The 23964-nt window shown below is 69.3% G+C and carries 25 protein-coding genes; 1 reads left to right on the forward strand and 24 read right to left on the reverse strand.

Annotated features, from left to right (window positions below; all coding sequences use genetic code 11):
* Positions 1-22: 22 nt before the first annotated feature.
* From ASG95_RS17075 to ASG95_RS17140, 14 genes are all read right to left on the reverse strand, one after another.
* On the reverse strand, positions 23-796 hold the full coding sequence (locus ASG95_RS17075) for a sugar phosphate isomerase/epimerase family protein (RefSeq protein WP_057378206.1): 774 nt from the start codon (positions 794-796) through the stop codon (positions 23-25).
* A 74-nt stretch (positions 797-870) separates the two neighbouring features.
* Positions 871-1860, reverse strand: coding sequence for a sugar phosphate isomerase/epimerase (locus ASG95_RS17080; protein ID WP_057378207.1), 990 nt, complete (start codon positions 1858-1860; stop codon positions 871-873).
* A complete protein-coding gene (locus ASG95_RS17085; protein WP_235543984.1) occupies positions 1857-2819 on the reverse strand; it encodes a sugar phosphate isomerase/epimerase in 963 nt (320 codons plus the stop codon). Before ASG95_RS17085 ends, ASG95_RS17080 begins: the two co-directional genes overlap by 4 nt.
* Entirely contained in the window at positions 2816-3619 is an 804-nt protein-coding gene (locus ASG95_RS17090; RefSeq protein ID WP_200961929.1) for a TIM barrel protein, read from the reverse strand. The genes ASG95_RS17085 and ASG95_RS17090 overlap by 4 nt, the downstream gene beginning before the upstream one ends.
* A complete protein-coding gene (locus tag ASG95_RS17095) occupies positions 3616-4395 on the reverse strand; it encodes a nuclear transport factor 2 family protein (protein ID WP_057378208.1) in 780 nt (259 codons plus the stop codon). The genes ASG95_RS17090 and ASG95_RS17095 overlap by 4 nt, the downstream gene beginning before the upstream one ends.
* Positions 4392-5939 (reverse strand): GMC oxidoreductase, encoded by a 1548-nt coding sequence (locus tag ASG95_RS17100; RefSeq protein ID WP_057378209.1) that lies wholly within the window; start codon positions 5937-5939, stop codon positions 4392-4394. Before ASG95_RS17100 ends, ASG95_RS17095 begins: the two co-directional genes overlap by 4 nt.
* A complete protein-coding gene (locus ASG95_RS17105; RefSeq protein WP_057378210.1) occupies positions 5936-6133 on the reverse strand; it encodes a hypothetical protein in 198 nt (65 codons plus the stop codon). Before ASG95_RS17105 ends, ASG95_RS17100 begins: the two co-directional genes overlap by 4 nt.
* Before the next feature lie 2 nt (positions 6134-6135).
* Complete coding sequence (locus tag ASG95_RS17110; RefSeq protein WP_057378211.1) at positions 6136-7143, reverse strand: sugar phosphate isomerase/epimerase; 1008 nt, start codon at positions 7141-7143, stop codon at positions 6136-6138.
* 17 nt (positions 7144-7160) lie between these two features.
* A complete protein-coding gene (locus ASG95_RS17115; protein WP_057378212.1) occupies positions 7161-8342 on the reverse strand; it encodes a Gfo/Idh/MocA family protein in 1182 nt (393 codons plus the stop codon).
* Positions 8339-9856 carry a GMC oxidoreductase gene (locus ASG95_RS17120; RefSeq protein ID WP_057378213.1) on the reverse strand — a complete coding sequence of 506 codons (1518 nt, stop codon included), beginning with the start codon at positions 9854-9856 and terminating at the stop codon, positions 8339-8341. The genes ASG95_RS17115 and ASG95_RS17120 overlap by 4 nt, the downstream gene beginning before the upstream one ends.
* Before the next feature lie 24 nt (positions 9857-9880).
* Positions 9881-10795 (reverse strand): redoxin family protein, encoded by a 915-nt coding sequence (locus tag ASG95_RS17125; RefSeq protein ID WP_057378214.1) that lies wholly within the window; start codon positions 10793-10795, stop codon positions 9881-9883.
* A 120-nt stretch (positions 10796-10915) separates the two neighbouring features.
* Entirely contained in the window at positions 10916-11557 is a 642-nt protein-coding gene (locus tag ASG95_RS17130) for a TetR/AcrR family transcriptional regulator (protein ID WP_057378215.1), read from the reverse strand.
* 9 nt (positions 11558-11566) lie between these two features.
* Entirely contained in the window at positions 11567-12676 is a 1110-nt protein-coding gene (locus ASG95_RS17135) for a sugar phosphate isomerase/epimerase (RefSeq protein WP_057378216.1), read from the reverse strand.
* Positions 12669-13154, reverse strand: coding sequence for a DUF6379 domain-containing protein (locus ASG95_RS17140; protein ID WP_369820390.1), 486 nt, complete (start codon positions 13152-13154; stop codon positions 12669-12671). The genes ASG95_RS17135 and ASG95_RS17140 overlap by 8 nt, the downstream gene beginning before the upstream one ends.
* 184 nt (positions 13155-13338) lie before the next feature.
* On the opposite strand from ASG95_RS17140, the gene ASG95_RS17145 reads away from it, so the two are divergent.
* On the forward strand, positions 13339-14727 hold the full coding sequence (locus ASG95_RS17145; RefSeq protein ID WP_057378217.1) for an MFS transporter: 1389 nt from the start codon (positions 13339-13341) through the stop codon (positions 14725-14727).
* A gap of 60 nt (positions 14728-14787) precedes the next feature.
* Here ASG95_RS17145 and ASG95_RS17150 read toward each other — a convergent pair whose 3' ends face one another.
* From ASG95_RS17150 to ASG95_RS17195, 10 genes are all read right to left on the reverse strand, one after another.
* Entirely contained in the window at positions 14788-15597 is an 810-nt protein-coding gene (locus ASG95_RS17150) for an SDR family NAD(P)-dependent oxidoreductase (protein ID WP_057378218.1), read from the reverse strand.
* Positions 15594-16571, reverse strand: a complete 978-nt coding sequence (locus tag ASG95_RS17155) for a cyclase family protein (protein WP_057378219.1) — start codon at positions 16569-16571, stop codon at positions 15594-15596. The genes ASG95_RS17150 and ASG95_RS17155 overlap by 4 nt, the downstream gene beginning before the upstream one ends.
* 48 nt (positions 16572-16619) lie before the next feature.
* Complete coding sequence (locus ASG95_RS17160) at positions 16620-17345, reverse strand: SDR family NAD(P)-dependent oxidoreductase (protein ID WP_369820391.1); 726 nt, start codon at positions 17343-17345, stop codon at positions 16620-16622.
* A 41-nt stretch (positions 17346-17386) separates the two neighbouring features.
* Positions 17387-18424 carry a Gfo/Idh/MocA family protein gene (locus ASG95_RS17165; RefSeq protein WP_082592754.1) on the reverse strand — a complete coding sequence of 346 codons (1038 nt, stop codon included), beginning with the start codon at positions 18422-18424 and terminating at the stop codon, positions 17387-17389.
* Positions 18425-18802: 378 nt separating this feature from the next.
* Positions 18803-19261: a MarR family winged helix-turn-helix transcriptional regulator gene (locus ASG95_RS17170; RefSeq protein WP_056924075.1), complete on the reverse strand. Its 459-nt coding sequence runs from the start codon at positions 19259-19261 to the stop codon at positions 18803-18805.
* On the reverse strand, positions 19258-20250 hold the full coding sequence (locus tag ASG95_RS17175) for a branched-chain amino acid ABC transporter permease (RefSeq protein ID WP_057378222.1): 993 nt from the start codon (positions 20248-20250) through the stop codon (positions 19258-19260). Before ASG95_RS17175 ends, ASG95_RS17170 begins: the two co-directional genes overlap by 4 nt.
* Positions 20247-21101, reverse strand: a complete 855-nt coding sequence (locus ASG95_RS17180; protein ID WP_056924077.1) for a branched-chain amino acid ABC transporter permease — start codon at positions 21099-21101, stop codon at positions 20247-20249. Before ASG95_RS17180 ends, ASG95_RS17175 begins: the two co-directional genes overlap by 4 nt.
* A complete protein-coding gene (locus tag ASG95_RS17185; protein WP_082592756.1) occupies positions 21098-21814 on the reverse strand; it encodes an ABC transporter ATP-binding protein in 717 nt (238 codons plus the stop codon). Before ASG95_RS17185 ends, ASG95_RS17180 begins: the two co-directional genes overlap by 4 nt.
* Positions 21801-22571, reverse strand: a complete 771-nt coding sequence (locus ASG95_RS17190) for an ABC transporter ATP-binding protein (RefSeq protein WP_057378223.1) — start codon at positions 22569-22571, stop codon at positions 21801-21803. Before ASG95_RS17190 ends, ASG95_RS17185 begins: the two co-directional genes overlap by 14 nt.
* A 55-nt stretch (positions 22572-22626) precedes the next feature.
* The gene (locus ASG95_RS17195; RefSeq protein WP_162259414.1) at positions 22627-23820 is read right to left on the reverse strand and encodes an ABC transporter substrate-binding protein; all 1194 of its coding nucleotides are present in this window, start codon (positions 23818-23820) and stop codon (positions 22627-22629) included.
* Positions 23821-23964: the final 144 nt, after the last annotated feature.

Consider the following 23964-nt stretch of genomic DNA (forward strand, 5'->3'; position numbering starts at 1 on the left):
CTCCTTGATGGGGCTGGCGTCGTCACGCGTCTGCGGCGATGGACTTGATCTGCCGGACCGACTCCGCGGAGGGAATTGTGGGGAAGTACTCGAGCCCGATGGGACCGCCGTAGCCGGAGCTGCGGAGCACTGCCAGCTGCGCCGCCCAGTCGACGTCACCGCTTCCGGGTTCTCCCCGGCCGGGCGCGTCCGCGATCTGCACGTAGTCGACGAAGCCGGCGGCGTTCGCGAGCTCGACCGCCGGGTCCTCGCCTTCGGTGATCGAGTGGTACATGTCGTACAAGATCCCGAACGAGTCGGAGTCCACCCCACGAGCGACGGTGACGGCGTCCGCCGTTCGATCGGTCAGGGCGCCCGGGTGGTCGATCCGCGTGTTCACCGGCTCGAGGACCAGCTTCACCCCAGAGCCCTTGGTCCGTTCGACCGCCTGGGAGAAGACCTCGACGAGGCGGGCCAGGTTCTGGGCACGCTTCTGACCCGGGAACCCGACCCCCGAGCCGAGGACGATGCGCGGGCACCCCAGTGCGCGGGCGTGCTCGACTCCCTTGTCGAGCCCTTCGAAGAACGCGTCGAGCGTCTCCCAGGGCAGCGCGAAGTTCGTGCGCGGCTCGGCGAGCACCGAGGTGAGGCTGAGGCCGGTCTCGGTCAGCGCCTTGCCGAGGGCGTCGACGTCCACGGTGGACGTGCCCCACATCTCCACGGCGTCGAAGCCGGCTGCGGCCGCGGCGCGCACCCGGTCAGGGTGCTCGCCCGCTTCGGTGAAGAGCAGTTCGATGTTAGGAGACAGCTGGTACACGGTTGAGCCTTTCGTTGGATGCGTGGACACCGTCTGTGTCCAGGGCGGCGCAGAGGGGTATGCCGTCGAGTCGCTCAGGCATCGGGAGCTCGCTCGCGCTCGACCATCGGCCGCAGCTCACGCTGCACGAGGTACCCGGCCAGCAGGACGCTGGCGGCAGGATGCGGGCTCTGGTCACTCTCGACGACGACCCAGCCCGAGTACCCGGTGTCGACCAGGGCGCGCGTGACCGCCGGGAAGTCGACGAGTCCGCCATCGGCACCGGGTTCGGCGAACCATCGGGGCACCTCCCGTTGGCCTCCTCGGACGCGGACCGTCCAGTGCGCGTGGGGTGCCAGGTACTCCTCGGCGTCGTCGACGGCCAGGGCATCCTTGAACTGCACGTGGACGACACGCCCCGGGTGCTTCTCGATGACGGCAACGGGATCCAGGCCCGCGACGGTCAGCTCGCCGGTGTCGACGACGAGTCCGACGAGGTCGGGGTCGGTCAGCTGCAGCAGTCTGTCGAGCGCATCTCCCCGACGGAGGGCGGACAGGAAGTCGACGTGCAGCGCCGTCCGTATGCCGTGCCTTGCGGTGGCAGCGCCGACCGCCTCCCAGCACTGCGCAAGCCGGGAGAGCCCGGCGTCGTCGAGGGGGTCGGTGTCGCCGGCGCCGGGGACCGGCCGCACCAGCAGCACCGATCCACCGAGCTCGGCCAACGCCTCTGCGAACCACTCGGCTCGGGCGACGATGACCGGGACATCCGCCTCGACGAGGGGTGACAGCGGCCCGGTCAGGTGCTCCATCGAGCGTTCCTGCGGATCCCAGAACCAGCTGGAGACGGCGTCGACGGCACAGTCCTGCAACAGGTCGCGGAGACCAGCCACCGACCCGAAGTTGGCTGCGAGCTGCTGGGGGTTGCCCAGCGGTTCCCAGCGCCCGGTCCCCGCGGTCAGCTCGACGCCCTCGAAGCCGGCGATCGAGATGGTCTTGAGTGCGCGCTCGTGCTGCTCTCGGCGGACGAAGTCGTCGAACTGTGGTTTCCACTGGTTGATGGCGTAGGCCCACCTGATCCCAGTCATGAGTAGATCCGTTCCAGGACGTTGCGTGCGTACCAGCGGGATACGGCGGTGCTCTCGGAGTAGTCGCCGCCTTGCTTGTTGGCCTTGTCGTGCTCGACCGAGATCCAGCCCTCGTACTCGTTGTCCCTGACCGCAGTCATCATCGACTCGAAGTCCACCAGCCCCTGCGGCGTGCCCATCTCGTAGAACCACTTGCCGGTCGTCGGCGCCATGATCTCCGAGTCCGGGCGCTGTCGATGGTCGTCGCCGACCGCCCGGTCGTGGGTGTCCTTGAAGTGGAAGCCGCTGACTCGGTGTGCGTGCCTCCGGTAGAGAGCCACCGGATCGACTCCCGCGATGCAGTGCTGGGCGGTGTCGACGAACAGCGACACGTACTCCGGGTCCGTGTACGAGTAGAAGGTGTCGATGTCCGCCTCGCTCTGGATCCCGCAGAAGAACTCGTGGTGGCACGTGAGGCGCACCCCGTGGCTCGCGGTGATCTCGCCGACCCGGTTCCACAGCTCGGCCGTGGTCTTGAGCTTGTCCTCGGTGACGGGCTCCATGTCGTAGTAGAGCGTGGCGGGCATGACGATGATGTTGTCCAGCTGGATCTGCGACCAGCGACCCATCGTGACCCGGAAGTCCTCGAGGATGTTCTCGTGCGTCTCCGCGAGGTGGGGCGCATAGTTGCGGGTGTCGTAGTCCGCGGCGTGGAAGGTGTTGACGATCCTTTCGAGGCCGTGGTCCTGCACCATCTCCTGGTACTTCGCAGGACCTCCGTAGTCGCCGTACATCTGCCAGATGCGGAAGTCGAACGTGTCGATGGCGTCGAAGCCGGTGGCCTTGACCTGCTTGAGGAAGGCAGACATGGTCTTCGCGGAGTGCCACTGGTCAACGGGCCCGGACGGGCCGTTGCTCCTCCAGTGGTCCATGTAGCTCCACTTGATGTGCCGCTGCGCAGCGCCGTCGACCTGCGTCACGACGCCACGACCTGTTCGCCGACGGCCACCCGGCGCAGGTACCCGAGCGCCTCCGCCGTCGACGAGACCGTGGGGTAGCACTCGACTCCGACCGCGCCGGTGTAGCCGACCTCGTCGAGCAGGGCGAAGGCGGCCGGCCAGTCGATGCTGCCGCTGCCCGGCTCTCCCCTGCCGGGAGCGTCGGCGATCTGCACGTGGGCAACCAGGTCGATGACCTCTGGGAGGACGATGTTGGGGTCCTCGCCCTCGACGACGGAGTGGTAGAGGTCGTACAGGACGCGGGCATGCGGTGAGTCGACCCCACGGACGACGGCGACCGAGTCGGACGTCATGCTGGTCAGCACCCCCGGGTGGTCCATCCGCGTGTTGACGGCCTCGACGAGGAGGGTGACGTCAGCATCGGCCGCGATCTCCGCAGCACGGGCGACCGCCTCCGTCATGATCCCGATCTGCACGGGGCGCTTGAGGTAGGGGACGGCGGGACCGGACCCCACCACGACGTGCGGGCACTTGAGCCGCACGGCGTCCGCGACCGTCCGCCGAACGTCGTCGAGGAAGCCCTCGTGGGTGTCCTTGAGGACGAGCCGAGTGGTCCGCGGGTCGACGAGCACAGTCCACAGCTGGACGCCCGTCTCGTCGAGGGCAGCCTCGAGCGCGTCGAGGTCCTTGTCGTGGGTCCAGAAGATCTCGGCCTTGGTGTACCCGGCCTCGGCGGCGGCTCGCACCCTGGCGGCGAGATCCTCACCGGCCTCGTGGAACATGTACTCGAGGTTGACGGACAACATGTCGAGCCGGTTCACCGGAACGTGTCCTCGAACGTGCCGTACGGTCGCGGCGGCTCCGGGTCGAGCTTCTGGGCGGTGTCGTTCGCATACGGTTCGTACTTCGTGGTGACGATCGGGCCGTCCACTGTGGGAAGGAAGACCGGCTTGCCATCGTCTCCGAACCAGGCGAGCTGCGAGTCGTGGCTGTGCTGGTTGTCCTTGGCGAAGCTGATCCAGTCGCGGTTGAACGGCGCCCGCGCCACCTCGTAGCAACGGAAGTGCCAGATGCGCCACTCGCCGTCCTGCTTGATGAAGTCGACGCCGTACTTGCACCACACCCAGTGGGCCCAGACCGGCTTGCCGTCGACCTCGCCGCCGGAGAACACGTACGGCGGGGCTTCCTTGGCGATCTCGGGATCCATCAGCCCGGACTCCAGTCCCGCCATGATCCAGATGCCCTTGGCGGTGGTGCCGTCCGCGGAGACCTCGACGACGGGGGTCGTGGTGTAGTGGAAGAGCAGCTTGCCGACCGGCCGCGGACGTCCTCGGTGGTATGCCGTGACGGACTCGTACGTCGAGTACTCCCCCACGTTGTTGTAGCGCGAGCGGATGCCTTCGGTCCCGGGCTTGGCCCAGAGCTCGTCGATGATCCGCTCGTCCTCATAGGCATTGTGGTAGTGCATGTAGCGGTTGAACACGTTCTCCACCGCACCGCGGTCAGCGGCTCGTACGGCTGCGAGCTCGGTGGCCTCGACCCGGGCCTCCAGCTCAGCCAGGCGCTGGAGCAGGGTGGTGTCGTCAATGGTGGTCATCGTGCCTCTTTCGTCCGTGCTTGGGTGTCGGTGGCTGCGAGCCGTTCGGCCAGCGCGTCGGCTCCACGCACCGCGAGCGCGACGCTGGTCAGCGTCGGGTTGCAGGAGTTCGCCGTCGGGATCAGGCCGTTGCCGGCCAGGACCAGTCCCGGCACGCCCCAGACCCTCGAGTAGGAGTCGCACACACTCGTGCCGTCGTCGGCTGCCCCCATGCGGACCGTGCCCATGTAGTGGAGTGAGCTCCCCGGAGGCATCTCGACGGGCATTCCGTCGATGAAGGTCCCCAGCGCGGCGGCCGTCCTCGCCTGGAAGACGCGGGCGTGGTCGAGCTCCGCCTGCTCGCGGTCCGTGACCTCGTAGGCGATCCTGATCCCGGGCAGCAGGTTCTCGTCCGGCTCGGCGTCGTCGAACACCAGGCGGTCCTCAGCCCGGGGCCACTTCCGCACTCCCCATCCCATGCCCACGTAACCGCCCGGGTTGGCAGCGAACGGGCTTTCGGGCGGGAGCGGGACAGGGCAGACGGGGCTGTAGATCAGCTGGGCGTGGAACGGGTGCAGCTCCTCGTCGAACCTGATGCCGACGACGACCCGCACCGGGTCGATCGTCGTCGTCTCCGGTCCGACAGGAGGGAGCAGGCCGTCCTTGACGGCCACGACCCCGAACACCAACGGGTGCTCGGTCAGGTAGCGGCCCAGTGCTGCCGGCCGGATTCCCGACGCCCAGAGCAGCTGCGGCGTGCGCAACGCATCCGCCGCGACCACCACCTCGTCAGCACGCTCCTCGGTCTCGGTGCCCGTCGCCACGTCGCGAAGGCGCACGCCGACCACTCGGCCCTCCTCGAGGAGCAGACGCACGGCCAGGGTTTCCGCACGGAGTTCGAAGCGGTCCCCCTCGGCACCCGGGAGCGCAAGGTCCCCGAGGACCACGTCCGTCCCTGACCAGCGCATCGACCCATCGGCCCGGGGATCGCCGGCCACCGGAAGTGGCTGGACGAGAAGTCCGTCGTCGGCGAACTCCTCGGAGACCAGTCCCAGCAGGGTGGTCGCCTGAACAGCCCCACTGAAGGCCTCGTGGGTGGTGTGGAGCAGCCGCTCCGCCTCGTCGAGCAACCCGTCGAGCTCCTCCTCGAGGAAGGGAATCCGCTCGGTACCGACAGGTCGCGGGGTGGCACACGTCCAGTGCGCACCCTGGCCGCCGACGCACGTCGCCGCTGCGGCCGCGGGCATGCCCTGGCTGCCCTCCGCCGCCCGCCCGACCAAGTGCGTTCCTTGGCGTGCAGTGACCGTGCCCTCCATGCCCCCAGTGGGGATGCCGGCCATTCCGGCCCGACCCGACGCGGGCCCTTGGGACGCGAGCTTGGCTGCGAGCTGTTGTTCCTTGTCCGCGATGTTGCGGACGTTCATCCCCAGCGGCTCGGTGAGAGCGGGGCCGGCCTCGATCATGAGGACCGAGACAGGTTCCGCTCGGTCGAGGAGCCTCCGTGCGTAGACGGCGCCGGTCGGACCGGAACCGATCACGATGACTCTGTGCGGTGTGTGGCTCATGCTGGCGTCTCCCCCGCAGTGGAGAGCCACCGGCGGAGCTCCTTCCGGTCGCGGCGAATCGAGCTGATGACGTTGCCGATGACGACCCCGAGTGCCGCTGGTCCCGCTGACGGTCCTGCGTTGACGAGCAACGCGGCCAGCTGTCGCTCGTCGAACTGAGTGGACAGGTAGGCCCGCCGGACGGTGGAGATCATGGTCACTCCCCTGAGGAGAAGGCGGCGTCGAAGGAGGCAGCAGGTGCGTCGAAGGCGAGGCGGCGCACGAAGTCGAGGGCCTCGGGAGCGCCGACGAGACGGTCCATCCCAGCGTCCTCCCACTCCACGGAGATCGGCCCGTCGTAGCCGATGGTGTTGAGCATGCGGAAGGACTGCTCCCAGGGAACGTCTCCGTGTCCCGTGGACACGAAGTCCCAGCCGCGACGGGGGTCCGCCCACGGGAGGTGGGACCCGAGGCGGCCGTTGCGGCCGTTGCCCACCAGGCGCTTGGCGTCCTTGCAGTCGACGTGGTAGATCCGGTCCTTGAAGTCCCAGAGGAACCCGACCGGGTCGAGGTCCTGCCACACGAAGTGGCTCGGGTCCCAGTTCAGGCCGAACGCCGCACGGTGGTCGATGGCCTCCAGGGTGCGGACCGTCGTCCAGTAGTCGTAGGCGATCTCCGACGGGTGCACCTCGTGGGCAAACCGGACCCCGCATTCGTCGAAGACGTCGAGGATGGGGTTCCACCGGTCAGCGAAGTCCTGGTATCCGGCTTCGACCATCTCGGCCGACGCGGGCGGGAACATCGCCACGTACTTCCAGATGGAGGAGCCGGTGAAGCCGACCACGGTGGAGACGCCGAGGCGCTGGGCCGCGCGGGCCGTCATCTTCATCTCCTCGGCGGCGCGCTGGCGCACTCCCTCCGGGTCGCCGTCGCCCCAGATGCGGGGAGAGAGGATCCCCTGGTGACGGGCATCGATGGGCTCGTCGCACACGGCCTGCCCGGTGAGGTGGTTGGAGATGGTCCACACCTTGAGGTTGTACTTCGCCAGGAGGTCGAGCTTGGCCTGGACGTAGTCGTCGTCCTCTGCCGCCTTCCACGGGTCCAGGTGGTCGCCCCAGCAGGCGATCTCGAGGCCGTCATAGCCCCATTCCGAGGCCAGGCGGGCGACCTCTTCGAAGGGCAGGTCGGCCCACTGGCCGGTGAAGAGGGTGACGGGGCGGGGCATGGTTGTTCCTTCCGATCTCAGGCGGGGACGGTCTGCCAGGCCCGCGATGCGGAGCTGGTCTCGACCGCGTCGAGGACACGCTGGACTTGGAGGCCCTCGTCGAAGGAGGGCGTGGGGTCGCACCCTGCGGCGATGGCGGATACCAGGTCGACGACTTGGTGGCTGAAGGCGTGCTCATAGCCGAGGCCGTGCCCCGGTGGCCACCAGCCGGCCACGTAGGGGTGCTCCGGCTCGGTGGCGATGACGCGGTGGAAGCCGGCGGTGTCGGACGGCTCGCCCGCATCGAAGAACTCCAGGACGTTCATGTCCTCGAAGTCGAAGGCGAGACTTCCCTTGGACCCGTTGACCTCGATGCGCAGGGCGTTCTTGCGCCCGTAGGCGAAGCGGGTGGCTTCGAGCACGCCCATCGCGCCCTTGGAGAACGTGGCCAGGAAGCTCGCTGCGTCGTCGACGGTCACCGGCCCCCGCTCCGATGATGCAGTGCCGGACAGGCCCGCGTGCTCGCTCGCGACCGGGCGCTCGGCCACGAAGGTCCGAAGGGCTCCCGAGACCTCGACGACCGTGTCGCCGGTCAGGTACTGCGCCAGGTCGAGCGCGTGGGCGCCGATGTCACCCAGCGCTCCGGAACCGGCCTTCTGCTTGTCCAGTCGCCAGGACAGCGGGGCCTTCGGGTCGGCGATCCAGTCCTGCAGGTACTGGGCGCGGACGTGGTGCACCTCCCCGATGCGACCCTGCTCGACCAGCCGCTTGGCGAGCGCGATCGCGGGCACCCGGCGGTAGGTGAACCCCACCATGGAGCGCACTCCGCGCTCCCGAGCGGCTCCTGCCGCGGCGGCCATCCGCTCGGCCTCGTCGACGGAGTTGGCCATGGGCTTCTCGCAGAGCACGTGCTTGCCGGCCCGCAGTGCGGCGATGGCGATCTCCGCGTGGGTGTCGCCCGGGGTGCAGATGTCGATGAGATCGATGTCGTCGCGCTCGATCACCCGTCGCCAGTCGGTCTCGATCGACGACCAGCCCAGGTTCTCGGCGGCCGCTGCGACGCGACCCTCGTCCCGACCGACGAGCGTCGTCATCTCAGGAGCAAGAGGGAGGTTGAACATGCGGGGGGCGGTGCGCCACGCCTGGGAGTGGGCGGCACCCATGAAGGCGTACCCCACCATTGCCACGCGCAGTCGTGGCCGGTCCTCGTGGTCGGTCATGGCTGAGAACCCTCCTTCTTCGGGTAGGTCGTCGCGAGGTCCCGCGCACCGGCCACGGCCAGGGCGACGGACGTCAGCGTCGGGTTGCACGCGGTGGACGTCGGGATGACGCCGTTGCCGGCGACCCTGAGTGCGTCGACACCCCAGACGCGCGAACGGGGGTCGCACACCGAGGTGCCGTCATCGACCGGGCCCATCCGCACGGTGCCCTGGTAGTGCAGGGACGCCCCCGCTGGCAGGGTGATCGGTTCGGCGTCCAGGGGGTCGCCAAGGGCCAGCGCGGCTCGCTTGACCATCTCGCGCGCACCGTCCAGGGTCGCGCGATCACCGTCCGTCAGCGTGTAGTGGACACGGATCGCCGGCATCCCGTACGAGTCGGTCCGGTCGTCGTCGAACTCGAGGCGGTCCGTCTCCTGGAGCTCCTTGGCACAGAACCAGCCGAGGCCGACGATGCTGCCCGGTTCCACGACGTCGTCGGCGGCCAGCGGCACCGGAGAGGCGTCCAGCTGCATGACCTGGCCGTGGAACGGCTCGGCGTCAGTGAAGGGCACCCAGCTCACTCCGCTCTGCCAGGCGATCGCGGGCTTCCCGGGCTCCTCGCCCTGCGCAGCGTCGCGAGGGCTGACATCACGCAGTCGCGCCGCGAAGATCACCTGGGACTGGTCGTTGAGGTAGCGGCCCAGTGCGCGCGGGCGGATGCCCGACGCCCACAGGAGCTGAGGGGTCCGGACGCCGTCCGCCGCCACGACGACCTGGCCCGCCTCGACCTCGTGGTCGGATCCGTCCACGAGGTCACGCACGACGACACCGGTCACCGTGCCGTCATGCACCCGGAGCTGGCGGACGAGCGCCTCCGGGACCAGCGTGTGCCGGGGGTTCGTTCGGGTGGCCTCGCCGTACACCACGTCCGATCCCGACCAGGTCACCCGGCCGTCGTCGTGGGTCTGCACCGCCAGGGGCATCGGTTGCACCTTGCGACCCGTGGGACGCGAGTCGTCGAAGATGCTGGCCAACCGGGCCCTCACCTCGTCAGCGAAGGGCGCGTCGTCGAAGGCGTGCGACGACACCCCCAGCAGGCGGCCCGCTTCGTCGAGGAGCTCGTCGAGGTCGTCGATGAAAGGAATCACCTCGCTGTCCCCCGGACGCGGGCAGGCTGCCGTCCAGTGCGCACCCATGCCCCCGACGTTGCTCGACATCGCGAGCGAGGGGATCCCGTCCTCACCGGGCTGCTGGAAGCCTTCGGGCAGCAGGTAGGTGCCGGCCCGACGCAGCCGCCGGTCCTCCGCGCCGAGGGCACCTGGACCTTCGGAACGCCGCTGAGCGGCAGCCCTCTCCTCGGCATCGACGATGTTCTTGACGTGCAGTCCGGGTGGATCCGCCAAGAGCGGACCCACCTCGAAGGTGACGAGGTCGAGGTCCGGGCGCAGCTCGCTCAGGACGCGCGCGTAGGCCGCACCGGTCGGTCCGCTGCCGACGATGGCGACGTCGACGCGTGAGGGGAAGTTCCGCGACACTGGGGGACTCCTCGGGATGTGGTCTCAGGCGCCAGCGTTGCCGCTGGGGGCCTTGCGGAAGTCGCGCCAGCCGGGCAGCTCCCACGGTCGCGCGAGTGAGTCGCGGAGCTGGGCGACGAGGTCGTCCTTGGCCGGGAGCGGGGAGACCCGGCCGTCGGAACGCAGGTAGGTCCGGCAGGCGAGGGCCGATGGAGCGTCGACGGCAAACAGGTCGGTGCCGCCCACCTGGAACGTGGGAGACCCGGGGAAGGATCGGCTGGCTGCCTGTTCCGGGGAGGTGACCTGGACCCGCTCCACGCGGACGTCGGTGCGCCCGATCTCGGCAAGGCACTCGGTCAGGAGGACCTCGGCGGCGCCGTGACTGGGACAGCCGTCGTACCAGAGCAGGTCGACGCGCCACTTGACCGAGCAGCCGGCCGGCGAGGTGGACGGTCGCTGGACCGGCTCGCCCGCCAGCACGTTCTCGAGGGCGTCCCGCACGAACTGGGCATCCTGGGTGGGGTCGTCATGGTCCTCGTCAGGCGCTCCGTGGTAGCGGATGAGCCCATCGGTGTCGACGACGAACACCTCAGGGGTGGCCGTGGCGCCGAAGGACGCCGTGACCGACTGGTCCACGTCCTTGACGTAGAGGCCGGTGACCTCGCCGGCGTCGATGCGCTGGCGCATGCCCTCGATGGAGTCCTTGGGCTGGAGCTGGTCGTCGTTGCTCACGACCTGGACGACCTCCACTCCGCGCGGTCCGTAGTCGGCGCCGAGCTGCTGGATGCGGTCGTGCCAGGCGAGCGCGTAGGGGCACCCGTTCGAGGTGAAGACGACGACGGTGGCCGCGTGGGCGGAGTACTCCGTGCTGACCGTGGCGCCGTCGACGTCCGGGAGGCTGATGGCGGGAGCATCGTCTCCGACCGTCCTGCGGCGAACCTTCGTGGTCGTGTCGGACACCGGGTCTCCTCTCGACGCCCCGCCGCGGTGGCGGGCGCTGGGGAGAGTCTTCATCGGCCGGAACTAAAACAACAGTTCTAGTTCGTGATGCGCCGCATCGCCCTCAGCGATGCCCTGCTGTCAGACCGGTGCGAGGTATGCCGCGACCATCTCGACGAGCACTGCCAGCAGCTCGTCCCAGGGCTGGTCCATGGCAGCTTCGGGGTCACTTCCCAGCCCCAGCTGGCGGGCGAGGACGCTGTAGACCACGGTGCAGGACCAGGTGACCGCCACCTGCGGATCGGGTCGGGTGATGGCACCGCCGGCCGACAAGAGGGCTGTGGCGAAGGCAGTCACCATGTCCTCGTGCGCCTTCTTGCCGCCCGCCGCGATCACCGGGTCCCCGTGGGCGAGCCGCATGAACGGCGCGAGCTCCTGGGCATGCCGACGCAACAGCTCCGCCATGGCCCGCACCGCGCGCCCCACGAGATCCACCAGGGACTCGTGGGGCGCGACCTCCAGGCTCAGTGCGTGCCGGGTCTCGATCGCCAGGCGATCCATGAGGCGGACGTGCGCAACGCGGATGAGGTCTTCCTTGCTGGCGACCCGGGCGTAGATGGACCCGGTCGAGACGCCCGAGCGTGCTGCCACCTCGGCGACCGTGATGGCACCGGAGCGGCGCTCGACCATCAGTGACATCGCGGCCTCGACCGCACGGTCGAAGGACTGACGGCTGCGCTCTTGCTTCGGCTGCTTGACGAGCTCGCCGCTCGGGGGCGTCATGGGCAGAGCCTACGAAACGGCTGGGCGCACCGACCCGTGGTGGGCCGCCAGCTGCTGACGAGCCTCCGCGGCAGAGGTGATCATGCGCGACCCGGCGAGCTCGGCCGCCGATCGCTGGAGGGCCTGCTCACCGGCCACGATCGGGAAGGCGTCGTCCCAGTAGTTCCAGTGCCATCCCTCGTACTCGGTCGACACGGCGCCCTGGTACCCGGCGTTGACGAGAAGGGTGATGAGGTCGCGGACCGGAACGGACGGCTCCTCACCGTTGTCGTCGATGCCGAAGAACTTGCCGTGCACGTGGCGGATCCACGGCATGATCTCCAGCCACGAGTCCACCTTGGCTGGCCCGAACAGACCGGTCCCGTTGATCGCGAGGTCGACGCCGAGCTCCGGCCGGCCGTGGCGGGCAGCGAGTCCGATGAAGGAGCCGAACCGCTCACCGTGCTCGGCGTCGGTGTTCGGCGGGCCCTGTCGGTAGTAGTCGCGCCACAGCGAGACCGCCGCCGAGATGAGGTCCTCGCTCGCCCCGCGGCGACGGTAGGCCTCGATCGAGGACGGGGCGAAGTCGGAGACGGTGGCACCCCAGTCGGCCACGAAGCCGAGCAGGGGCGACCCCAGCTTCTCGTAGCGGTCGCGGAGGGCCAGGACCAGCTCGTGTTGCCCGTGGTGGTGGGCGTGGACCTCGATCGCCAGGGTCACCCCGTACCGCTCGGCAATGGGGAGCAGTGCCTCCATGGAGTCCGGGGTCAACGAGATCTGCACACGCGCCAGCGGGAAGCCGAGCTTCGCTGCCGACTCGATCTGGCGACGCATGTACTCCACCAGCTCGGCGTCCGTCATGAGGCGGTCGCGCCGGAGCCCGACGTCCGTGTTGATCGCCAGCGAGGTCTGGACCAGGCCAGCCTCACTCACCACGCCACGGAACCACTCGGCATACTCGTCGGTCACGCCCGGGAAGCCGCGGAAGGCGGAGAAGCCGATGATCTCGAGACCGGGCCCGTAGCCTTCGGAGGCCACGCGCCGGATGAGACCTTCGAGGTCGTGCTCCCGCCCGTGGAACGCGCGCGTGAAGCTGTAGAGGGTCACGCCCTGGACCGGGGTGCCGAGGACGTCAGACATCTGCAGCCACCTCCATGGCCTTGCGGCCGTGCTCCTCGATGAGCAGGACGCCGTGCGCGGTCACGATGTAGGGGATGTAGACGTGGAGGTCCACCTCCACGTCATGGGTGCGGCCTTCCTCCACTGCGAGGTCACCGGACAACACCGCGGAGTCCGTGGTGAACCACCACTCGTCGACGGTCTCGGCCAGTTCCTCCAGGCGGAAGTCGCGGCCGTTCATGGTCCAGACGAGGCTGTTCTTGGGCGCGGCCTGGCCGTCGACCCGTAGCTCGACGTCGGCGATGCAGGATGCGGGCAGCGCTCTGTACCAAGGGATGCGCACCTCCACGGAGGCACGCTGGCCGTCCACCTTGAGGGTCCCCTCCTCAAGAATCCGGTCGGGGATCATGACTCTCCTCACTAGGTGTCCGTTCTGAGACAGCGCCATTGAAGCCTTCATCCGCCTGCCGACGAAGGCGAGGATGCCGATGTCATGCATCACCAGCACCGATGTCCTACTTCACCGATCGGCGACACGCACCGCCCTTCCCGATGGCCCGGGCCGGGTAGCATTGACGCGGATGCCGGGGTGAGTTCCGCAATGCTGCGACCGCCCGTCGGGCCCGTCGTTGACGGGCTGCGCGCACACTGCCGCGTCCTCGTCAGTCAGGCAGGACTGCCCCGTGCCCCATGCAACTCTGCTCTCCCCCGCGAAGCCAACCACCCGCCATCGGCGCCTGCAGATCGCGCTCCTCGTCGTCACGTTCCTGACGGCGATGGACCAGACGATCGTCGCCACTGCGCTGCCCGCCATCGTGCGCGACGTAGGGGGACGCTCTGCGATGGGGTGGGTCTTTGCCGGCTACACGCTCGCGATGACGATCGCGATGCCGGTGTACGGACGACTCGGCGACCTCCGGGGACGTCGGTCGATCTTCCTCCTGTGTCTCGCAGGATTCGTGACCTCGTCCGTCGCCTGCGGGCTCGCGACCACCATGCCCCAGCTCGTCGGGCTGCGTGCGATCCAGGGCCTGGCCGGCGGTGGGGTGCTTGTCCTCTCCCAGGCCGTCGTCGCCGACGCGGTCCCGGCTCGCCAGCGAGGGCAGTTCATGGCACCAGTCGGGTTCGTCTTCGCGGTTGCCAGCGTGATCGGCCCGCTGGTCGGGGGCGCCCTCACTGACACGCTGGGGTGGCGCTGGGTGTTCTGGGTGAACCTGCCCCTGGGCCTCATCGCTGTCGTCCTGGCCCTGAGGTCCGTGCCCCGAGGGCGGTCCGTGGCGGCTCCGAGCGGGAGACTCGACGTGCCCGGGGCGCTGGTCTACGGGATCGCGGTCACGGCGCTGGTGGCGCTGGTCGGCACAGTCGGCCTGACCCGCTGGCTGACACCGGCGGGAGGAGGCGTTGCGGTCGTGGCGGTCCTCGCTTCTGCGGTGTTCGTCTGGCGCATGCTGCGTCACGATGACCCGCTGATCCCCATCACGGTGTTGCGCGACCGCACCATCCGGGTGAGCAGCTGGCTGGGGTTCACCGTCGGCGCAGCCGTCTTCGCGCTCGTCGGCTTCCTCCCCACCATCGTCCAGACCATCCTCGAGGTCCCCGCGACCGCATCCGGCGCGCTCCTCCTGGCCCTCATCCTCGGGATGATGGCCTCGGTCTTCGGCACCTCTGCGCTGATCTCGCGGACGGGGCGATACCGCCGATTGCCCCTCGTCGGATGCCTCGTCGGCGCCGGCGCGATGCTGGCCCTCTCCGGCCTCAACGCTGCCTGGAGCCTGGCCCACACGGCCGTCTGGGTCGGGGTCCTCGGCGTCGGAACCGGGTGCTACATGCAGCTCGTGACCACCATGGCGCAGGACGCAGCGCCTCCGGAGCTGGTGGGTTCCGCCACGGCCACCGTCTCACTCGGACGAGAGCTCGGGGTCACCATCGGCGCCGCCTCGATCGGTGGCGCGCTCGCGACGCGGTCCGATGCGGGGTCACTCTTCCTGGTGCTCGGCGGCGTGCTGGCCGTCGGCGCCCTGGTGTCGCTCCTGCTCCCGGACCACCAGTTCGCCGCGGAGACCTCGCGCTGATCCCGGCACTGCTCACGCCGCTGGTCAACGCTGACCACCGGGGTACGGGGTCCCCGTTGCTCACCGCACCTCGTCGCGGACCTCCGAGACCCACTGCCCAGGTAGGACAGCCGACCAGCCACCGTCCACCACGAGGTTCGCGCCGGTGACGTACGACGCATCGTCGGACGCGAGGAACAGGGCACAGCGCACCACCTCGCGGGGGCTGCCGACGCGGCCGAGCGGGATGTGTCGGGCTATGTCTCGCATCGGGTGGTCGGGCGCGAGCAGGTCTCCTCGCGTGGCTGGAGTGGCGACCATGCCTGGGCTCACGCAGTTCACCCGTATGCCGTGCGGCGCACCTTCGGCGGCGAGCTGCTTGGTCAGGGCGACGATGCCCCCCTTGGTGACCGTGTGGGCCACCCGGGCATTCGTCATGGACCCACTGATGCCCGCGGTCGACCCGACGAGCACCACCGCGCCCGCTCCGGAGGCCTTGAGGTGCTGCCACGCGTGTCGGACGGGTAGGAAGGCCACATCCAGCTCATGGGCCAGGACGAAGCGCCACTCCTCGACAGAGATCTGGTCGACCGGTTTGAAGCGCGTTGCGCCCGCGTTGGCGTACACGATGTCGATGGCGCCGTGTCTTCTTGCGGCCGCACTCACCCAGCTGGCCACGGCCACGTCGTCAGTGAGGTCGAGGGGATGCGTGCTGGTCATGGATCCGCCTGCGGCGCGCACGAGGTCGACCGTTTCGGCGGCACCTTCGGGCTGGAGGTCACAGCCGACCACCGTGGCACCCTCGGCCGTGAAGGCAAGGGCTGCGTCGCGGCCCTGGCCCCCAGCCGTGCCGGTGATCAGGGCGACCTTGCCCTCGAGCCGGCCGGTCACTTCACGGCAACCGGGTTCACTGGAGCGCCGACAGCACCCGTGAACGGGATCGGCGCGGCGGTGAGCCAGAACTCGTAGACCCCATCCGCGAGACAGTCTTCGCTCAGAGCCTCGAGGTCCCACATCTCTCCCAGGAAGAGGCCGATGTGTGGGATCGCCACCTGGTGCAGGGGCTGGAACGCTTCGTCGAACTCGTTGGGGCGGACCTCCAAGCCCCAGGTGTCGGTGGCAATGGCGGCGATCTCGCAGCGGTGCAGCCAGTCGACCGTGGTGAACGACAGTCCCGGCGAGTCCCCGCCGGCGTAGTCCCGCCACCCTTCGCGCCGGGCGCGCGCGAGCCTTCCCGTGCGCACGAGGACGATGTCGCCGCGACCGACGGCCGAGCTGGGACCCTGCGCGGCGATCGTGGCCTCGAGGTGCTGTTCGGTGATGGCAAACCCGTCGGGCAGCTCGCCGTCCGTGCCGAACTGGCGAGCGACGTCGAGCAGCACGCCGCGCCCGGCGACGACGTCCGCGACCGTCTCGATGCCCGTGACACCGTCGCCGAGGCTGGTCACGACCTGATCGGCAGGACGGCCGTTCCAGGCCTTGCCGTGGTCGAAGATGTGGCCCAGGCCATCCCACTGGGTCGAGCACTGGAGTGGCATCGTCACCACGTCGTCCGCGCCACCGAGTCCGTGGGGGAAACCCTGCACACCCGCCACGGCATCGGATCCGGTGTCGAGCATGACGTGGATCGGGTTGGTCCGTCGGCGCCACCCCTTCTGGGGTCCGTCCATGTCGAACGACTGCGACAGTGAGAAGCTTCGACCGGTGACGACGAGGGCCGCTGCCGACCGTCGCTTCTCCTGGCTCAGGAAGTTCATGGTGCCGCGGACGTCGTCGTCGCCCCACCGCCCCCAGTTGGAGACCCGCTTCGCCGCCGCGGCGATCGCCCCGGCGGGATCGGTTGGATCGAGCTGGTCAGGCGTCATGGTGAGGGTCCATTTCTTGCTGCGGTGGTTGACGCGGCACGTGGTGAGTCACGCTTCGGCGGAAAGTCCTTGGGGCCGTAAGGCGTCGGAGACTCCCTTGGCCCCACCGTGCGAGCTGGAGCCCCCATCCACAGGGATCTCGGCCCCGCTCACGTACGAGGCGGCGTCGCTGAGCAAGAAGGTCACGACGCTCGCCACCTCGTTGCTGGCCCCTGCTCGTCCCAAGGGCGCGGCGTCGACGGAGGCGGCGCGGAACGCCGGCGGCGCGGTCTCCGTCATCGGGGTGTCGATGAACCCCGGGTGGACGATGTTCACTCGGATCCCCTGTGGACCGAGTTCCAGGCAGGCCGCATGGGTGAGGCCACGCAGCGCCCACTTGCTCGCGGTGTAGGCGACCGCGTAGTGACCCTGGAGCGCGGCGAGCGAGCCGACGTTGACGATCGAGGCGCCGTGACCCATCAACGGAACGAGTGCCTTCATGCCCAGCAACGGGCCGACGACGTTGACGGCCTGCACTCGCTCGAAGTCATTGGACGTGGCGTCACCGAGCCGGGCACGCCAGGTCGTGCCTGCGCAGTTCACCAGACCGTGGATCGGCTGCCGGGCAGCGGCGAGCTCCGTGGCCAGCTCGTTCCATTGGGCCTCACTGCGAACGTCCAGTGCGCGCACGCCGGCCGTGCGGTGCTGGTCGAGGGCAATCACGGTCGCGCCGGCGGCAACCACACTGGTGACCACCGCGGCGCCGATCCCCGAGGCCGCTCCGGTGACAACCACGGTCCGGGCCTCGAGGGACCACCCTGTCGATGCCGTACGCGTCATGCGCCGGGTCGCCCCAAACTGGCGGGCTGGGCACCCTGGTCGGCACGGTTCCGGGCGTCCACGAGCTCGGCTCGCACCCGTTCCAGTGTTCGCAGCACTGCCACCGTGTCGGACACCGGATGGATGCCGTGCTCGAGGTCACCGCGGAGGATCGCCTCGGACGCGGCGCGGAACATCGGCACGTAGCCGGCGCCCTCCTGGTCGAAGTCGAGCTCCTCGACCGTCGGTGGCGCAGGAGGTTGCCCCGTCACCACTCGGAGCGAGCGTGGGGCGAAGATCGGCTCGCCGAGGGTGATGCTGCCTCGCGTGCCGCCGATCCAACCTCCCGGTGGGATGAAGGCGGTGAGCGAGTTCGTCAGCTGTGCGACCGCACCGGAGTCGTACCTCAGGGTGTACGCCTCCTGCTCGTCGACACCGTCCTCTCGGATCTCGCCCACGGCGATCACCTGGTCGGGAGTTCCGAGGACGGCGTGCGCGAGTGCGATCGTGTAGACGCCGAGGTCGTACAGGGCACCCCCGCCCAGTTCCGCCACCCAGTACCTGGCCGGACCGTCCGGGGGCACCGGGAACCCGGCACCGGCCTGGATCAGTCGCGGTTCACCGATCGTGCCCGACCCCAGGATCTCGGTCACGGCCCGAAACGCCGGGGTGAACTTCATCCACATGGCCTCCATGAGGAATACCCCGTTCTCGCGCGAGAGACGGTGCAGCTCCTCGGCTTCCGCGGAGGTCATGGTCAGGGGCTTCTCACAGACCACGTGCACGCCGGCCCTCAGGGCGCGTGCGGCATGGTCGAAGTGCAGCCCGTGGGGGATGCCGATGTAGACCGCGTCGACCTGCCCTGAGGTGCAGAACTCGTCGAAGTCGGCCGACGCGAACGGGATCGCGTGCTCTGAGGCGAACGTCTCGGCCCGGTCCTTGTCCCGCGAGCAGATGCCGACCAGCTCGACGTTGTCGCACAGCTGCAGATCGCCGACCGTTCGCCGCGCTATCCCGCCAGTCCCGACGATGCCCCACCGCACCCTCGCGCTCATGCTGCTCACTTCCTTCGTGTTGCAGTCAGGGGCACCTGCACCCGCGCAAAACCTGAGCGACGGTTCGCCCGTCTCGCGACAACACCATTGAAGCCGTGTTGCGCTGGCAGACGAACGCCTGAGTGCCAATGCGAGGCATCACCCACACCGATACGTGGGCTCACTCCGCGACGGCCTTCCCCGCGGCCCTGGCGAGGGGGCGCCGGACTCGTCGTTCGCGGGTCAGACCGGGGCTGCTGAGCCCAGTGCGTCACCACGAACCTGAGCACCGGGCCAACGACGCGTTCGAGTTCGGCCTCATCGCCCTGTTGAGCACCCTCGTCAGACCGGGTTCCTGAGCCCTGGCCGTTGGGCCATCCTGGGTACCCCTGGGCCAGGTCAGCGCAGGGGGTTGCCGCTGAGTGCCCGCCGGCAGCGCAGCAGGTAGGTGCGGAAGATCTCCGTCTGACCGGTGTCGAACGCCTCGAGCATCCGCGACTCGATGTCAGCCACCGACTCGTAGAGGCCGTCGAGCAGCTGCTGACCCTCCCCGCTGAGGGACAACAGGTACTGCCGTCGGTTGCTCCGGTCGCGCTCGCGGATGACCAGCCCCCTGGTGATCAGGAAGGTGACCATCTCAGCCATGGTCTGGGCTCGGACGAACGAGCTGCGCGCCAGCTCGGCGGAAGTGGTGCCGGGGTGCCGCTCGAGCACGGTCAGCGCGGTGTACTGCAAGGTGGTCAGGTCAGCGGTCGCCACCACCTCGTCCAGCGCGTCGCGGACGGCCAGCTCCACCTGCTTGATCAGGTAGAGCAGCGTGACGTCGCGGTCCGGCGCGGCGGAAGGACTGGTGGTCACCCGCCGGCTCCCGCTCCGAGTCGCCGTCGCCCGGCGCCGAGGGCCGCAGATGCCGACGGCAGGATCCCGCGGGGCAGGAACAGCAGCGTCGCGATGAGGACGGCGCCGTACGTGGCGTACTGCAGGATCGGCCCAGCCGTCGGCGGCAGGCCGGGCTGGCTGCTCACGGAGTTGAGCACCTGCAACAGCACCGAGATGACCACCGCTCCGATCACTCCTCCCCACACCGTGCCCAGTCCGCCGACCACTGCCATGATCACGTAGGTGAACGACTCTACGGCCGGGAACGAGTCCGGGCTCACGTAGGGCGTGAAGAACGCGGAGAGCGCGCCGGCAAGACCGGCGTACGCGCCAGACAGGGCGAAGACCGCCACCTTGCTGCGCCCGACCGGGACGCCGGCCGACTCGGCTGCCGTCTCGCTGCCGGCCAGGGCGCGGACACCGCGGCCGAACCGGCTGTGCACCACCCGATGCGTGAGCGTGAGCACCAGACCCAGGCACACCAGCGCGAGGTAGGCGTACGGCAGCTGTCCGGAGAACGCTGTGCCGGCCACGCCGAAGGCAGGAATGCCGCTGATCCCGAAGGCGCCACCGAGCACGTCCAAGGCGCTCATCGCCGCCTGGACCATCAGGAGCAGGGCGAGCGTCCCGAACGCGAGGTAGTGGCCCTGCAGGCGCAGGATCGGTATGCCGACCAGCGCGGCGAAGGCCGCGGCCACCAACGGGGCCAGCAGCAACGCGACCAGCGGCGGCAGCTCCAGCCGCGTCGTCCCGATCGCGACGGTCAAGGCACCCGCGGCCACGAACGCACCCTGCCCGAGGGAGGCCTGCCCGGCATACCCCATGAGCATGGACAGGCCCGTCACCACGATCGCGGCGAGGACGGTTCGCATGAAGAAGGTGAGGTCGGCCATCACCAGCGGCGCCACACACGCAGCCACCGACCCGGCCACGACGAGCAGCGTCTTCCAGTTCAGCAGCCGACTCATTTTGCCTCCTCCGCGACGAAGGACTTGCTTCGCGCGATCATGATCACCAGCATCAACAGCAGGGCCACCTCTGTCTGATACGACCCGTTGAGATAGCCGGCAGTGAGCTGTCCGGCGACTCCCAGACAGAGGCCGCCGACGAGTGTGCGAAGCGGGCTGGTCAGTCCGCCGAAGACGGCAGCGGCGAAGCCACTGAGTGCCAGCGGCAGGTCCGAGGAGAACGAGAGTGCGTTCGTCGGCGCCACCAGCACCCCGGCCAGGCCACCCAGGACTCCGGCGAGGGCGAAGGCGACCAGCCCCATCCGCCGCACGTCGATGCCGACCATCCTGGCGGCGAAGGGGTTGGACGCGCTGGCGGTGAGCGCCTTGCCCAGGTAGGACCTGGAGAAGACCAGCGCGAGCGCCGCAAAGGTCAACAGGGTGGCGACGAGGACGAGCAGCCGCTGGCGCTCGACGCTGGCACCCAGGATCGTCATGGAGCCGCTCAGCCCCGGCGGCGAGACCGGGTCCTGGCCCCAGAGCCAGATGATCGCAGCCGACGCCAGCAGCGAGATCCCGAGGGTCACGATCAGGGAGATGAGTGGTGGGGTGCCGCGCCTGCCCACGGCGAGGATGCCCATCAGCAGGCCCACCGCGCCGCAGACCACGACCGCGACGAGCTCGCCCACACCGTGCGGCAGGCGTCCGCCGAGCAGGGACGCCGACAGCATGCCTCCGAGGACGGCCAGCGAGCCCTGTGCGAAGTTGACGACCCGGGTGACCCGGTGCACGACGACGAAGCCGCTGCCGATGAGGGCGAACGACGAACCGAGGGCGACTCCAGACACCAGGTACCCGACCAGCTCGTTCATCGAATGACCTCTTCCATGTCTTCGGTGTTCATGTCTTCGGTGTTCAGGTCTTCGGGGCGGGGCAGGTCGCCGAAGTAGGCCCGGCGCACCACCTCGGTGCCAGCCAGCTCCGACGAGGTTCCGGAGGCCACGACGCGGCCGGCGTCGAGGACGCAGGCACGGGTGCAGACGTCGAAGGCGAGTCCGACCTCCTGCTCGACGAGCAGCACCGCGGTGCCGCGTTCACGGTTGAGGAGACGCAGGTGGTCTGCCAGCTCGTCGACGACGAGCGGGGCCAGGCCCAGGGAGAGCTCGTCTATGACGAGGAGGTCGGGGCGCGCCATCAGCGCCCGGCCGACCGCGACCATCTGCTGCTGCCCACCGGAGAGCCGCCCTGCCTTCCGCCTGCGCAGGGACCCCAGGTCGGGCAGCAGGTCGAGGACCTCGGCGAGGTCCCGGTTGCGGATGGACCAGCCACCGAGCTTCAGGTTGTCCTCGACGGTCATGTCGGCAAACATCTGCCGCCCTTCTGGCACCAGCGCGACGCGGCCCTCGAGTCGGACCGACCCGGCCGACGGCTTGAGCAGACCCGCGATGGTGTTGACCATCGTGGACTTGCCGGCGCCGTTGGGCCCGACCAGGGCCACCATCTCGCCGGCCTCGACCTGCAGCGAGACGCCGTCCAGTGCCACCGCGGAGCCGTACCGAACCACGAGGTCCTCAACGTGCAGCATGATGCGTCCCTGTTCCGAGATAGGCCTTGACGACGGCTGGGTCGGACGTGACCTCGTCCGGCGTCCCGTCGGCGATCACCCGGCCGAGGTCGAGCACGGCGATCCGCTGCGCCAGCGAGGTCACCATGCCGACGTCGTGCTCGACGAGGAGGATCGTCGTGCCGGTCCGGTGCAGCTCGGTGATGAGCTCCGCGAGCTGGCTCCGCTCTTCGGAGCGCAGGCCCGAGGCCGGCTCGTCGAGCAGCAGCAACCGCGGCCGCCCTGCCAGGGCCCGCGCCACCTGGAGCCGGCGCTGCTGGCCCAGCGGCAGGCTGTCTGCCGGCCGCGCCGCCCACGACAGCAGCCCGACCCGCTCGAGACAGTCGGCAGCAAGCGCCCGGGTCTCGCGCTCCTCGCGCCGCTGGTAGGGCGTACGGAGCGCAGCGGCCAGCACGCCGGCCCGGGTGCGGCTGTGGGCGCCGACCATGACGTTCTCCAGCAGGCTCATGCCCGGGAACAGGCGAGCACCCTGGAACACGATCGCGACCCCGAGCCGAGCCCGGCTGTGCGCCGGGCACCGGTCGATCCGCTGGCCGGCGAGCGAGATGGAGCCGGCGTCGGGACGGGTGTGGCCGGCAATCAGGTTGAAGAGCGTGGACTTGCCCGCGCCGTTCGGGCCGATGATGCCGCGGAGCTCGCCGTCGGCCACCCGGAGGGTGACGTCCCGGTTGGCGTACACGCCGCCGTAGTGGCGCGACACCCGGTCGAGCGTGAGCATGGTCGTCCTTCCCAGCAGGTGGGGCCCGGACGCATGGCGCCCGGGCCCCCGGTGGTCACTTCGGAAGATTCGTGCCGAACCGCTGGAGCGAGTACGGCGTCGTCTTGAGGTCACCGTTCTCGACCTTGACGATGGCGACGGCGTCGGTGTCCAGGCCGGCATGGTCGGTCTTGGAGAACGTGAACCTGCCGGTCGGGGTGAGCACGTCCAGCGACTCGAGCGCGTCGCGGACCTTCGCACGATCGGTGGAGCCAGCCTTCTCGATCGCTGCCTTCAGCAGCTGCACGCCGGTGGCGCCGTCGAACGCGAACTGCGGGGGGTAGGCCGCGTTCGTCTTCGCCCAGGGGCCGGTGAACGCGTCGACCAGGTCCTTGAGCGGGCCTGCGGGGAGCTCCCGCCCCGGCACGGCGATGCTGCTGGTCATCACGACGCCCTCGGCCGCCGCTCCCGCCGGCTTCACGTAGAGCTGGGACGCCTGGGCGCCAGTCATGAGCAGCGGGATCCCGGAGCCCGCGAACTGCTTGCTGATGATCACGGGGGCCGGACCCGCACCCCAGACCAGGAACGCGGCGGGCTTGGCCGCCTTCACCTTCGACACCAGGGCGCTGAAGTCGGTCGCGGTCTGGTCATACGGCTCGTCCAGGACGACGTCGATGCCAGCCTCCTTCGCGGCGGCCACGGTGGCCTTGTTCCCGGTCTCGCCGTACAGGTCCTTGCCGGTGTAGCCGATCGCCAGCGAGCTGACCTTCTGCGCCGCGAGATAGTCGACCATCGCCCGGGCGTACACCTCGGGAACTGCCACCCCGGTGAATGCGTAGGGGTTGCTGCCGTCGGCGAACGCACTCACCGGCCCCAGGGCCACGATCGGGATCTTGGCGGTCTTCGCGCTCGGTCCGACGGCCGTCGATGCGGAGACGAACGATGAGGACAGGATCGCGCTGTAGCTCTTGTCGGCCGCCAGCTGGTTGAACTCCGTCACCGACTGCGGGACGTCGGACTTGTCGTCCTTGATGGTCACCTCGAGCTTGCGCCCGAGGACCCCGCCGGCGTCGTTGATCGCCTTGACCTCCTGCTCCACCGCCGCCTTGTCCCCCAGTCCGAGCGGCGACAGGAAGCCGGTGACCGGCACGACGACCCCGATCTTCACCGGCCCCGTGCTCGTCGACGAGCCGGCGTCCGCGGCGGTGCACGCCGCGGTCAGGCTCAGCGCACCTGCTGCCGCTACCGCGGCGAGTCGTGAAGTCAGCATCTGTTCCACCTCATTGTGATCGTCAGCGTTCATCAGGGTTCCTGATGATGCCACCGGAGTATGAGCGCCGTCACACACGGTGTCAAGACCCCCTGCCAGTGCGCCGCTGGGCTTCGATTCATGCGTAAGACTGGGCCTAAGTAG

The sequence above is a fragment of the Phycicoccus sp. Soil803 genome, from assembly GCF_001429685.1.
GTDB lineage: Bacteria > Actinomycetota > Actinomycetes > Actinomycetales > Dermatophilaceae > Pedococcus.